Here is a 12,753-nt window from a genome sequence, read left to right as displayed (position 1 = left end):
CTATGAAACGTCCAAGTGGTCGCGCTGCCGATCAGCTCCGCTCGATCCGCATCACCCGCAACTACACCAAACACGCCGAGGGATCCGTACTGGTCGAGTTTGGCGATACCAAGGTCATCTGCACTGTCAGCGTCGAAAACGGCGTGCCGCGCTTCCTCAAGGGCCAGGGCCAGGGTTGGTTGACCGCTGAATACGGCATGCTGCCGCGCGCGACGGGCGAGCGTAACCAGCGTGAAGCCAGCCGTGGCAAGCAAGGCGGGCGTACCCTGGAAATCCAGCGCTTGATCGGCCGTTCCCTGCGTGCTGCCCTGGATATGTCCAAGCTGGGTGACGTGACCCTCTACGTCGACTGCGACGTGATCCAGGCAGATGGCGGCACCCGCACGGCGTCCATCACCGGCGCCATGGTGGCCCTGGTCGACGCACTGAAAGTGATCAAGAAGCGTGGCGGCCTGAAAGCGGGTGACCCGCTCAAGCAGATGATCGCCGCTGTGTCGGTTGGCATGTACCAGGGCGAGCCTGTGTTGGACCTGGACTACCTGGAAGACTCGGCCGCCGAGACCGACCTCAACGTGGTCATGACCAGCACCGGTGGTTTCATCGAAGTGCAGGGCACTGCCGAAGGCGCGCCATTCCAGCCGGCTGAGCTGAACGCCATGCTGGCCTTGGCCCAGAAAGGCATGACCGAAATCTTTGAATTGCAGAACGCCGCGCTGGCTGACTGAGCCGGCCCCAAGGAGAAGCGCCATGAATGACAGCCAGTTGCCGGTCCCGGCCCCGTCCAAGGAAGTACGCCAGTGGGCAATGTTGTGTCATTTTGCGGCATTCCTGGGGTTGGTATTCCCCTTCGGCAGCTTGCTGGGGCCGTTGATCCTGTGGCAATTCAAGAAGGACATGGACCCGCTCATCGATGACCAGGGCAAGGAGGCGCTGAATTTCCAGATCACCGTGGCGATCGCCTGGCTGGTGTGCCTCTTGTTGGGCTTCGTGGTTGTTGGCTTCTTGCTGATGACCGTGCTGGTGATCGGGGCGTTGATACTGACGATCATCGCCGGTATCAAGGCCAACAAAGGCATTGCCTATCGCTATCCGTGGACCTGGCGCCTGGTCAAGTAACCGAACGGCCACAAAAAAACCGACATCAGTGTCGGTTTTTTTGTGCCTGGAAAACGACCTCAGATGGTCAATGTCCAGTCGTAGTCCACGATCAGCGGCGCGTGCTGCGAGAAGCGCGGCTGGCGCGGCAGGCGTGCACTGCGTACGAACCGGCGCAGGCCTGGGGTCAGCAGCTGGTAGTCGAAACGCCAGCCCAGGTTGAGCATCTCAGCCTGTTCGTTATCTGGCCACCAGCTGTACTGGTCGCCTTCGCGGCTGACTTCGCGCAGGGCATCGACATAGCCCATGTTGCCGACAATCTCGTCCATCCAGGCGCGTTCCGGCGCCAGGAAGCCTGGGGATTGCTGGCTGTCGCGCCAGTTCTTGATATCCAGCTTCTGTTGCGCCACGTACAGCGAGCCACAATAAATGTACTCGCGACGTTTACGTCGCTGTTTATCCAAGTAACGGGCGAAATCGTCCATTAGCTTGAATTTCTGGTTCAAGTCTTCATCGCCGTTCTGCCCGGAAGGAAGCAGCAAGGTCGCGATGCTGACCTTGTCGAAATCGGCTTGCAGGTAACGCCCGTAGCGGTCGGCTGTCTCGAAGCCGAGGCCGCTGATGACCGCCTTGGGTTGCAACCGCGAGTACAAAGCCACGCCACCTTGGGTGGGCACTTCGGCATCGCAGGCATAAAGGAAGTAGCCATCCAGTTGGAAGGCTGGGTCGTCCAGTTCAAAGGCGGAGGCACGGGTGTCCTGCAGGCAGATGACGTCGGCATTCTGTGCTTGCAGCCAACTGAGCAAACCACGCTCGACTGCAGCCTGAATACCATTAACGTTCACACTGATGATCCGCATAAATGGCCCCAAAAATCGCGTGCGTGTATGATACACGCCGTCCACCCAATTAGCTAAATCCGTGGTATCTGAGGCTTTTTTCATGCAGGCGTATCAGCGCGATTTCATTCGTTTTGCCATCGATCGCGGCGTTTTACGCTTCGGTGAGTTCACCCTCAAGTCCGGGCGCACCAGCCCGTACTTCTTCAATGCGGGCCTGTTCAACTCAGGTTCGGCCCTGGCTCAGCTGGGCCGTTTCTATGCGGCAGCCATCGTTGAGAGCGGTATTTCCTTCGACGTACTCTTTGGCCCGGCCTACAAGGGTATTCCCCTGGCAGCGGCGACGGCGGTAGCGCTGGCGGAGCATCACGGGCAGGACTTGCCGTGGTGTTTCAATCGTAAGGAAGCCAAGGCCCATGGTGAAGGTGGCAGCCTGGTCGGCGCGCCATTGACCGGCGAGGTGCTGATCATCGATGACGTGATCACCGCGGGTACTGCTATCCGTGAAGTGATGCAGATCATCGCTTCCCAGGACGGCGCCAAGGCTGCCGGTGTGCTGATCGCCTTGAACCGCCAGGAACGCGGCAACGGTGAGTTGTCGGCGATCCAGGAAGTGGAGCGTGACTTCGGCATTCCGGTGGTGAGCATCGTGTCGTTGAACCAGGTGTTGCAGTTCCTGGAAGATGACCCGCAGCTCAAGCAGCATTTGCCGGCGGTGCGTGCCTACCGCGAGCAGTTCGGCGTCTGACACTGAATCCTGTGGGAGCGGGCTTGCCCGCGATAGCGGTGTGTCAGGCGGTGCATTTTAGAATGTACTGCCGTCATCGCAGGCAAGCCAGCGCCCACATTTGAACTGTGTACAAACAAAAAGCCCCGCTCAATTCGATTGAGCGGGGCTTTTTGCTTTGCAGCGGTTAAGGACGCTTGCGGTTACTGATCAGCGTGCCCACACCAGTATCGGTGAAGATTTCCAGCAGGATTGCATTTGGCACGCGGCCATCCAGGATCAGCGAGCTGCCGACGCCGCCCTGCACCGCTTCCAGTGCGCAACGGATCTTCGGCAACATGCCGCCGTAGATGGTGCCGTCGGCGATCAGGTCGTCTACCTGCTGGGTAGTCAAGCCGGTCAGTACCTTGCCTTCCTTGTCCATCAAGCCGGCGATGTTGGTCAGCAGCATCAGCTTTTCAGCCTTCAGTGCTTCCGCCACCTTACCGGCTACCAGATCGGCGTTGATGTTATAGGACTCGCCATTAGCACCCACGCCGATCGGCGCAATTACCGGGATGAAGTCGCCCTTGACCAGCAGGTTGAGCAAATCGGTGTTGATGCCGATGACTTCGCCCACCTGGCCGATGTCGATGATTTCCGGCTGGGTCATCTCCGGCGTCTTGCGGGTCACGGTCAGTTTCTTGGCGCGGATCAGTTCCGCATCCTTGCCGGTCAGGCCGATGGCGCTGCCGCCGTGGCGGTTGATCAGGTTGACGATGTCTTTGTTGACCTGGCCGCCGAGGACCATTTCCACCACGTCCATGGTTTGCGCGTCAGTGACGCGCATGCCATCGATGAAGTGACTCTCGATGGACAACCGCTTGAGCAGGTCGCCGATTTGCGGGCCGCCGCCGTGGACGACCACGGGGTTGATCCCTACGGCCTTCATCAGCACGATGTCGCGCGCAAAGCCGGTTTTCAGCTCATCGCTTTCCATGGCATTGCCGCCGTACTTGATCACCAGCGTCTTGCCGACGTAGCGTCGAATATAAGGCAACGCTTCGGACAGGACCTTGGCGGTGTTGGCAGCGGCTTCGCGTTCGAGGGTCATTCAGGGCTCCGGGCAAAAAATCAGAACGGTAATTGGAGATCAGGGGCAACACGTTTCAACTGGGCGTGGAACACGTCCTTGATGCGCTGCAACTCAGCCTCGGTATCCGCCTCGAAACGCAGGACCAGCACCGGTGTGGTGTTGGACGCGCGAACCAGGCCCCAGCCTTTGGCGTAATCGACTCGCACACCATCAATGGTGGTCAGGTTGGCGCCTTCACCCCATTGCGCATCGTGCAATGCGTCAATGATGCTGAATTTGCTCTCCTCGGTCACATGGATATTGATCTCTGGCGTAGAAATATCATTCGGGAAGGTCTGAAACAGCTCTTCGGCCGTGGATTTCTCCTTGCTGAGGATCTCCAGCAGGCGAGCGGCGCTGTAAATACCATCGTCAAACCCGAACCAGCGCTCCTTGAAGAACACGTGGCCGCTCATTTCACCGGCCAACAGCGCGCCGGTTTCCTTCATTTTCTTTTTGATCAACGAGTGACCGGTCTTCCACATTAGCGGGCGACCGCCGTACTCCTTGATCAATGGCGTCAGGCGACGCGTGCATTTCACGTCGAAGATGATCTCGGCGTTGGCATTGCGCGCAACCACGTCGCGGGCAAACAGCATCAACAGGCGGTCCGGGAACACGATCTCGCCGGTTTCGGTCACCACGCCCACACGGTCCCCGTCGCCATCGAAGGCCAGGCCGACGTCGGCGCCCACTTCCTTGACCTTGGCGATCAGGTCCACCAGGTTTTCCGGCTTGCCTGGGTCTGGGTGATGGTTGGGGAAGTTGCCGTCCACTTCGCAGAACAGTGGGATCACTTCGCAGTTCAGGGCTTCGAGCAATTGCGGGGCAATCACACCCGCTGCGCCGTTGCCGCAGTCCACCACGACTTTCAAGCGGCGGGCGAGCTTGACGTCACGGGTGATTTCATCGGAGTAGCGTTGCAGGATGTCAACCTTGGTGATGGTCCCTGTGCCGCGGGTCAGGTCGTTGGTCTTCAGGCGGGTGTGCAGGGCCTGGATCTGCTCATTGGCCAGGGTGTCGCCAGCGATGACGATCTTGAAGCCGTTGTAGTCCGACGGGTTGTGGCTGCCGGTAAGCATGACCCCGGATTTGCCCGCCAGTACGTTGGCGGCGTAGTACAGCGCGGGGGTTGGCACCAGACCGACGTCGCTGACGTGGCAGCCGCTGTCAGCCAGGCCCTGGATCAGTTGCTCGACCAGCTCCGGGCCAGACAAGCGGCCGTCACGGCCTACCGAGACGTTGGGTTCGCCTTGGGCCAGACTCTGGGAGCCGATGGCGCGGCCGATCCAGTAGGCGGTTTCGGCGGTCAGGGTCTTGGGGACCACACCACGGATGTCATAGGCGCGAAAAATGCTGTCGGGAAAGGTCGGGGCTACGCGGGCTGCGGTACTCATCGCGGGGGAAACTCCATCTGAAAGGGGGCAAGGCGGGCCTGATGTGGCTGGCCGGCAGGCTCAAACTGAAGGGTATGACGGCGTTTTCGGCAGAGAGTTCGTGGTGTAAAAATGCCATCGGCGCTTCGGCGCTAGCATTATTTTTACGTAGTCCTTTGATTTCATTAGAGAAATCTCGATGATTATTTCCGCGCATTCTTCATCCTGAAAAGCCGGGCGGTGGCGCGTGGCCGGACGATTGCATCCGGCCACGTTCAGCTTAGTCAGTGACTGCCGGAGTGCCCAAAACCGCCTGCGCCGCGTTGGGTTTCGTCGAATTCCTGCACCAATTCAAAATGCGCCTGCACCACCGGCACCAATACCAGTTGGGCGATGCGCTCGCCGACGGCGATGTTGAAAGCAGTCTGGCCACGGTTCCAGCACGACACCATCAACTCGCCCTGGTAGTCGGAGTCGATCAGGCCGACCAAGTTGCCGAGCACGATGCCATGTTTGTGACCCAGGCCGGAGCGCGGCAGGATCAGCGCCGCCAAGCCAGGATCGCCGACATAGATCGACAGGCCAGTGGGAATCAGGATGGTTTGGCCCGGCTCAAGGACGGTGTCCTCTTTGAGCATGGCGCGCAGGTCCAGGCCGGCGGAACCCGGCGTGGCGTACGCCGGCAGAGGGAATTCGTTGCCGAGGCGTGGGTCGAGAATCTTGGCTTGCAAAGCGTGCATGGACATTAAACCTGGTTCAGCCGTTGGGCGATAAAAGAGATCAGTTGGCGGGCAATCTTGCCCTTGCTGGTCTGGGCGAAAAGGGTGGCGTGCAGTTCGCGGTCGATCACGCTGCACGCATTTTCCTCGCTGTTGAAGCCGATGCTCGGGTTGGCGACATCATTGGCAACGATCAGGTCGAGGTTTTTGTCTTTCAGTTTGCGTGCGGCGTAGTCCAGCAGGTGCTCGGTCTCGGCAGCGAAACCGACGCTGAACGGACGGTCTGGACGGGTTGCGATGGTGGCCAGGATGTCCGGGTTACGCACCATTTGCAGGAGCAGGCCGTCGCCGCTCGTAGGGTCTTTCTTGAGCTTCTGCGGGGCCACGACCTCCGGGCGGTAATCCGCAACCGCTGCCGAGGCGATAAACAGGTCGCAGGGAATGGCGGCTTCGCAGGCCGCCAACATGTCCCGGGCGCTGACTACGTCGATCCGCGTGACGCGATCAGGGGTCGGCAGATGCACGGGACCTGTGATCAGTGTGACCCGTGCGCCTGCCTCGACCGCAGCTTCTGCCAACGCGAAGCCCATTTTTCCTGAGCTATGGTTGGTGATGTAGCGCACCGGGTCGATGTTTTCCTGGGTCGGGCCGGCGGTGATCAGCACGTGCTTGCCGGTCAGGGCCAGATGCTGGAAGCACTCGGCGGCGCACTGCGCCAGGTCCGTGGCTTCGAGCATGCGGCCCAGGCCGACGTCGCCGCAGGCCTGGCTGCCGGAAGCCGGGCCGAACACCTTGAGGCCGCGGGTTTGCAGGAGTTGGGTATTGGCCTGGGTGGCCGGATCGCGCCACATGGCCTGGTTCATGGCCGGTGCTATAGCGACGGTGGCGTCGGTGGCCAATACCAGGGTGGTGAGCAGGTCATCGGCAATGCCCTGGGCCAGGCGGGCGATCAGGTCGGCAGTGGCCGGGGCTATCAGCACCAGGTCGGCCCATTTGGCCAGTTCGATATGGCCCATGGCGGCTTCTGCGGCCGGGTCCAGCAGGTCGAGGTGAACCGGGTGGCCGGACAGGGCTTGCATGGTCAGCGGGGTGATGAACTCACTGCCACCACGGGTCATGACCACGCGCACTTCGGCGCCCTGGTCCAGGAGCCTGCGAACCAACTCTGCGCTCTTGTAGGCGGCAATGCCGCCGCCGACGCCGAGAACGATGCGTTTCCGATACAGACGCTGCATTGGTTTGCCTTTCCAGTTCAGTGATGCCAGTTCAGTGACGCCTGCGATGACCCCTCCCCAGGTGAAATCGCCGGCAAAAAAGAGGGCCCTACGATAACACAGCGCCCGCCGGGCAACAGCGGAGCAGATACAGGGAGGTGGGATGAGTATTCGTGATTGGCCCGTGGCGGAGCGTCCGCGGGAGAAATTATTGGAAGGCGGCGCAGCGAGCCTGTCCGATGCCGAGCTGTTGGCGATTTTCCTGCGTACGGGGGTTGCCGGGCGAAGTGCGGTGGATCTGGCGCGCCATCTGTTGGCGCAATTCGGTGGCCTGCGCCCGTTACTGGAGGCCAGCCAGACGTTGTTCAGCCAGCATCTGGGGCTGGGCCCGGCGAAGTTCGCCCAACTGCAGGCGGTGCTGGAAATGTCCCGGCGCCACTTGGCTGAGCGCTTGCGGGCTGACTCGGTGCTGGAGAGCCCGTTGGCCGTGCGCGAGTACCTCAAGGCGCTGCTGCGCCATGAGCCCCATGAGATATTCGGCTGCCTGTTTCTGGACTCAAAGCATCGGGTGCTGGGGTTCGAGGTCATTTCCCAGGGCACCATCGACGCTGCGATTGTCTATCCGCGACAAGTGGTCAAGCGCGCCTTGGCGTACAACGCGGCGGCGTTGATCCTGTGCCACAACCACCCGTCGGGGAGCGCGGAGCCCAGCGCGGCTGATCGAAAATTGACCAAGCTGCTGCAAAAGGCGCTGGACGTGGTGGATGTGCGGGTGCTGGACCATATCATCGTGGGCGATGGCGACCCGCTGTCGATGGCTGAATACGGTTGGCTGTAACGGTCCGGCCTCTGTAGGAGCGAGCAAGTTCGCTCCTACAGGTGGGAGTGTGCCTTAGGGCTTGAGGCTGACTTTCGAATAGTCCTGGCGCCCGAACGGGCTTACCTGGTACCCCTGGATGTTCTTGCGGGTCAAGGCAAACGCCGTCGGATGCGCCAGTGGCAGCCACAGCGCCTGTTGCTGGATCTGCGCCTGGGCCTGCTGATACAGCTTGCTGCGCACACCTTGCTCACTGGTGGTTTTGCCCGCGCTGATCAACTTATCCAGGGTGGGGTCGCAATAGCGGGCAAAGTTGGTGCCGGACTTCACCGCGGCGCATGAGAACTGCGGCGTCAGGAAGTTATCCGGGTCGCCGTTGTCGCCGGCCCAGCCCATGAACAGCAAGTCGTGCTCGCCGGCCTTGGCGCGGCGGATCAACTCGCCCCATTCGATCACGCGAATCTCGGCCTGGATGCCAACCTTGGCCAGGTCGGCCTGCAACAGTTGGGCGCCGAGGTTCGGGTTGGGGTTCAGCAGGCTGCCCGTAGGGCGGGTCCATATTGTGGTCTTGAAGCCGTCCTTGAGCCCGGCGCGGCCCAGCAGCGCCTTGGCTTTGGCGAGGTCCTGCGGGTAGCCTGGCAACTCCTTGGCATAGCTCCAGGTGTTCGGCGGGTAGACACCGTTGGCTGCTTCGGCGGTGCCTTCGAACACGGCCTTGAGGTAGCTGCCCTTATCAAAGGCCAGGTTGATCGCCTGGCGCACTTCGGGCTTGTCCAGCGGTGGGTGCTGGCTGTTGATGGCGACGAACGCGGTCATGAAGGCGGCGGTTTTTTCCACCTTCAGCGCCGAGTCTTTTTCGGCCTCGCCCACATCCAGGGGCTTGGGTGACAGGGCGATCTGGCATTCATCGCGGTGCAGCTTCTGCAGGCGTACGTTGGCGTCCGGGGTGATGGCGAAAATCAGGTTATCCACCGCCGGTTTGCCGGCGAAGTAGTCCGGGTTGGCCTTGTAACGCACCACGGCATCTTTCTGGAAACGCACGAACACAAACGGGCCGGTGCCGATTGGCTGGCTGTTGAGCTTCTCGGGTGTGCCGGCCTTGAGCAATTTATCGGCATATTCAGCCGGATAGATCGAGGCAAAGCCCATGCTCAGTGCTGGTAAGAAGGTGGAATCGGCATGGTCGAGGGTGAAGCGCACGGTCAGTGGGTCAAGGGCGTCGATTTTCTTGACCAGTGTGGGCAATTGCAGGGATTGGGCGTGAGGAAAGCCGCTCTGGGCGATCTTGTGCCACGGGTTGGCCGGGTCGAGCATGCGCTCGAAGCTGAAGCGCACGTCTTCGGCGGTCAAGGTGCGGCTTGGGCTGAAATAACTGGTGCGATGGAATTTCACATCGGGGTGCAGTTTGAAGGTGTACGTCAGCCCATCGGGCGACACTTCCCAGCTGTCTGCAAGGCTCGGTACCAACTTGCCACTGGCCGCGTCGAATTCCACTAAACGGTTCATCAGCACGTCGGCCGAGGCGTTGGTGGTGGTCAGTGAGTTGTACTGCACCACATCGAAGCCTTCGGGGCTGGCCTCGGTGCATACGCTCAAGTTGGTGGCCGCAACGGCCATCGGCGCAATAAAGAGAGGGGCAAGCAATAGCGGTAGGGCAGCGAGGCGCATATTCGGTTTCCTGTGCAGATCGAAGGCCCATCTGCGAGTGCAGTCTGGAAAAAGCCTACCGTAGAGGTCTGATTGATAAATGACTAGCCCATTTTTGCCTGTGCTTTTGGCCAAAATGCTGTTTTGATGGCGCCTCAGCGTGTTTCGCCGTGCACTTCCCTGTGACCGCAGGCGTTGTAAATCATTCTGTGCGACGAGCGGTCGGCTGTTACAGCGGCCCCTCCTGGCAGCGGTTCAGGCACTTGTGGCCAAGATTTACGCTGCTAAAAGTACACAGGTTGTTGTTGCACTGGGGTCTTTCTGGTATAAAGCAGCGCTCTTTTCTAGGGGCCCGGTTCCTTCACTGTAGGTGTAGCCGGTAAGACCCTAAAGAAACGCGGCGCCTGGCGCCAAATGACTGAGAGATTAAGCGGCCAACCCATGCCGGGTTGGGCATGTGGTTTTAGAGGGCTGAGGCATGTCGAGAGTCTGTCAAGTTACCGGTAAGGGTCCGGTGACTGGGAATAACATTTCCCACGCAAATAACAAAACCCGTCGTCGTTTCCTGCCGAACCTGCAGCATCACCGCTTCTGGGTTGAAGAAGAGAAACGTTTCGTGCGTCTGCGCGTATCTGCTAAAGGCATGCGTATTATCGACAAGCGTGGCATCACTGTCGTGCTGGCCGAAATCCGCGCCGCTGGCAAGATCTAAGGAGCTCTATCATGCGTGAATTGATTCGAATGATCTCTAGCGCCGGTACTGGTCACTTCTACACTACCGACAAGAACAAGCGTACTACCCCGGACAAGCTCGAAAAGAAAATGTTCGACCCGCGCGTTCGCAAGCACGTGATCTACAAAGAAGGCAAAATCAAGTAATTGATTTTCCTCCTTGTGAAAAAAAGCCCGTATCTCACGATGCGGGCTTTTTTTTGCCTGGGGTTTGGTGATCAGGCTTGCTGATCGTTCCCACGCTCTGCGTGGGAATGCCGTCTCGGACGCTCAGCGTCCCGTTGTCGATCAATCAATGATCAGGCTTTCTCTTCAAACACCACGTAGATCTTGCGGCACGCTTCCAGCACTTCCCAGGTACCGCTGAAACCGGCAGGGATCACAAAGCGATCGCCTGCCCGCAGGGTCTTGGCATTCCCCTCGGCATCACGCAACACCGACACGCCTTGCACGATCTCGCAGTACTCATGCTCGGTGTAGTTGACCTTCCACTGGCCCACTTCACCTTCCCAGACGCCGGCGTTCATCTGGCCGCATGGGCTGTTGTAGTGGTTGTAGAGTGTCTGCTCGGGATCGCCCTTGAGGATTTTCTCGGCGGCAGGGCGGTAGCGTTCGGGGGCGGTGTTGGCTTGGCTGAAATCGACGATGTCCTGGATGCTCATGTGCATTTCCCGTCTGGCCTGCGGTTGGAGAGTCCAAAGTCTATGTTTATTAAAATGAACATCGCAAGGGCGTTTGCCGCCGTTATGTCAAATATATTGAAACATCCCCAGCCGCTGGTTTAGGGTGGCAGCTGCCTTGAGCCGAACAGCAGGCTGGTCGGGCAAGCATTCGTGATGGCGCCGGGATAAACCTCCCAGGCCCTTGTATTCAATAAGAGGAGGACACTCGCATGACCACCCTGACCCGTGCCGACTGGGAACAACGCGCCAAGGCTCTGAAAATCGAAGGCCGCGCCTATATCAATGGCGAATACACCGCCGCCGTTTCCGGTGACACCTTCGAATGCATCAGCCCGGTGGATGGGCGCTTGCTGGCCACTGTCGCCAGCTGTGATGCCAGCGATGCCCAGCGCGCCGTGGAAAATGCGCGTGCCACTTTCAATTCCGGCGTGTGGTCGCGCCTGGCACCGGCCAAGCGCAAGTCCGTCATGATCCGTTTCGCCGCGCTGCTCAAGGCTAACGCCGAAGAGCTGGCGCTGCTTGAAACCCTGGATATGGGCAAGCCCATCAGCGATTCCCTGAACATCGACGTCCCCGGCGCGGCGCAAGCCCTGAGCTGGAGCGGCGAGGCGATCGACAAGATCTACGACGAAGTCGCCGCCACGCCCCACGATCAACTGGGCCTGGTGACCCGCGAGCCCGTCGGTGTTGTTGGCGCCATCGTGCCGTGGAACTTCCCGTTGATGATGGCGTGCTGGAAACTCGGCCCGGCGCTGTCCACCGGCAACTCTGTCATCCTGAAGCCGTCCGAAAAATCCCCGCTCACCGCCATCCGCATCGCCGCGTTGGCCGTTGAGGCTGGTATTCCAAAAGGCGTGTTCAACGTGCTGCCTGGCTATGGCCACACCGTGGGTAACGCCCTGGCGGTGCACATGGACGTCGATACCCTGGTGTTCACGGGCTCCACCAAGATCGCCAAGCAACTGTTGATCCGCTCCGGCGAGTCGAACATGAAGCGTGTATGGCTGGAAGCCGGTGGCAAGAGCCCGAACATCGTGTTTGCCGACGCGCCGAACCTGCAAGCGGCGGCCGAATCCGCCGCCAGTGCCATTGCCTTCAACCAGGGCGAAGTCTGCACTGCCGGCTCGCGCCTGCTGGTCGAGCGTTCGATCAAAGACACCTTCCTGCCGCTGGTGATCGAGGCCCTCAAGGGCTGGAAACCCGGCAATCCACTGGACCCAGCCACCACTGTGGGTGCGTTGGTGGATACGCAGCAGATGAACACCGTGCTTTCGTACATTGAAGCCGGCCACGCCGACGGCGCCAAGCTGGTCGCGGGTGGCAAGCGCACCCTGGAAGAGTCCGGCGGCACCTACGTCGAGCCGACGATTTTCGACGGCGTGACCAATGCCATGAAGATCGCCCAGGAAGAGATCTTTGGCCCGGTCCTGTCGGTGATCACTTTCGACAGCGCCGAAGAAGCCATCGCCATCGCCAACGACACCCAATACGGCCTGGCTGCGGCGGTGTGGACGGCGGATATCTCCAAGGCACACCTGACGGCCAAGGCTCTGCGCGCCGGCAGCGTGTGGGTTAACCAGTACGACGGCGGCGACATGACCGCACCGTTCGGTGGTTTCAAGCAGTCGGGTAATGGCCGCGACAAGTCGCTGCATGCATTCGACAAGTACACCGAGCTGAAGGCGACCTGGATCAAGCTCTAAGCAACACTGCTGATCCCCTGTAGGAGCGAGCCTGTGTGGGAACTGGCTTGCCTGCGATAGCATCACTGAGGTGTGGCTGACACACCG

General features: G+C 60.2%; 13 protein-coding genes and 1 pseudogene. 7 read left to right on the top strand and 7 right to left on the bottom strand.

Annotated elements, in window-relative coordinates:
* Positions 1-2: 2 nt before the first annotated feature.
* Both rph and BT199_RS18505 read left to right on the top strand, forming a co-directional pair.
* Positions 3-725: a ribonuclease PH gene (gene rph / locus BT199_RS18510; RefSeq protein ID WP_003195497.1), complete on the top strand. Its 723-nt coding sequence runs from the start codon at positions 3-5 to the stop codon at positions 723-725.
* A gap of 22 nt (positions 726-747) precedes the next feature.
* Positions 748-1,116 (top strand): DUF4870 domain-containing protein, encoded by a 369-nt coding sequence (locus BT199_RS18505; RefSeq protein ID WP_003195495.1) that lies wholly within the window; start codon positions 748-750, stop codon positions 1,114-1,116.
* Positions 1,117-1,175: 59 nt separating this feature from the next.
* On the opposite strand, the gene BT199_RS18500 is transcribed toward BT199_RS18505, so the two are convergent.
* Positions 1,176-1,955: an exodeoxyribonuclease III gene (locus BT199_RS18500; RefSeq protein WP_003195493.1), complete on the bottom strand. Its 780-nt coding sequence runs from the start codon at positions 1,953-1,955 to the stop codon at positions 1,176-1,178.
* Between the two features lie 82 nt (positions 1,956-2,037).
* On the opposite strand from BT199_RS18500, the gene pyrE reads away from it, so the two are divergent.
* Entirely contained in the window at positions 2,038-2,682 is a 645-nt protein-coding gene (gene pyrE, locus BT199_RS18495) for an orotate phosphoribosyltransferase (RefSeq protein ID WP_014720483.1), read from the top strand.
* A gap of 166 nt (positions 2,683-2,848) precedes the next feature.
* On the opposite strand, the gene argB is transcribed toward pyrE, so the two are convergent.
* From argB to coaBC, 4 genes and pseudogenes are all read right to left on the bottom strand, one after another.
* A complete protein-coding gene (argB, locus tag BT199_RS18490; RefSeq protein ID WP_003213275.1) occupies positions 2,849-3,754 on the bottom strand; it encodes an acetylglutamate kinase in 906 nt (301 codons plus the stop codon).
* Between the two features lie 20 nt (positions 3,755-3,774).
* Positions 3,775-5,181, bottom strand: a pseudogene (locus BT199_RS18485) (phosphomannomutase/phosphoglucomutase); the annotation flags it as partial.
* A 254-nt stretch (positions 5,182-5,435) separates the two neighbouring features.
* Positions 5,436-5,891: a dUTP diphosphatase gene (gene dut, locus BT199_RS18480; protein WP_014720481.1), complete on the bottom strand. Its 456-nt coding sequence runs from the start codon at positions 5,889-5,891 to the stop codon at positions 5,436-5,438.
* Positions 5,892-5,896: 5 nt separating this feature from the next.
* On the bottom strand, positions 5,897-7,105 hold the full coding sequence (coaBC, locus tag BT199_RS18475; RefSeq protein ID WP_003195481.1) for a bifunctional phosphopantothenoylcysteine decarboxylase/phosphopantothenate--cysteine ligase CoaBC: 1,209 nt from the start codon (positions 7,103-7,105) through the stop codon (positions 5,897-5,899).
* Between the two features lie 142 nt (positions 7,106-7,247).
* On the opposite strand from coaBC, the gene radC reads away from it, so the two are divergent.
* Positions 7,248-7,922: a RadC family protein gene (gene radC, locus BT199_RS18470; RefSeq protein ID WP_014720480.1), complete on the top strand. Its 675-nt coding sequence runs from the start codon at positions 7,248-7,250 to the stop codon at positions 7,920-7,922.
* Between the two features lie 54 nt (positions 7,923-7,976).
* Here radC and BT199_RS18465 read toward each other — a convergent pair whose 3' ends face one another.
* Positions 7,977-9,569 (bottom strand): ABC transporter substrate-binding protein, encoded by a 1,593-nt coding sequence (locus tag BT199_RS18465; protein WP_014720479.1) that lies wholly within the window; start codon positions 9,567-9,569, stop codon positions 7,977-7,979.
* A gap of 457 nt (positions 9,570-10,026) precedes the next feature.
* Between BT199_RS18465 and rpmB the strand changes: the two genes are divergently transcribed.
* Positions 10,027-10,260, top strand: coding sequence for a 50S ribosomal protein L28 (gene rpmB, locus BT199_RS18460; RefSeq protein WP_003176907.1), 234 nt, complete (start codon positions 10,027-10,029; stop codon positions 10,258-10,260).
* An 11-nt stretch (positions 10,261-10,271) separates the two neighbouring features.
* Complete coding sequence (rpmG, locus tag BT199_RS18455; RefSeq protein ID WP_003176906.1) at positions 10,272-10,427, top strand: 50S ribosomal protein L33; 156 nt, start codon at positions 10,272-10,274, stop codon at positions 10,425-10,427.
* 152 nt (positions 10,428-10,579) lie between these two features.
* Here the strand turns inward: rpmG and BT199_RS18450 are convergent, their stop codons facing one another.
* A complete protein-coding gene (locus tag BT199_RS18450; protein ID WP_014720478.1) occupies positions 10,580-10,942 on the bottom strand; it encodes a cupin domain-containing protein in 363 nt (120 codons plus the stop codon).
* A gap of 230 nt (positions 10,943-11,172) precedes the next feature.
* Here BT199_RS18450 and BT199_RS18445 point away from each other — a divergent pair, with 230 nt between their 5' ends.
* Positions 11,173-12,666: an aldehyde dehydrogenase gene (locus tag BT199_RS18445; protein WP_003195472.1), complete on the top strand. Its 1,494-nt coding sequence runs from the start codon at positions 11,173-11,175 to the stop codon at positions 12,664-12,666.
* The last annotated feature ends 87 nt before the right edge of the window (positions 12,667-12,753 follow it).

It is taken from the genome of Pseudomonas sp. NFR02, from assembly GCF_900119375.1.
GTDB classification, from domain to species: Bacteria; Pseudomonadota; Gammaproteobacteria; order Pseudomonadales; family Pseudomonadaceae; genus Aquipseudomonas; species Aquipseudomonas paracarnis.
This window is presented reverse-complemented; position numbering and strand designations above follow the sequence as displayed.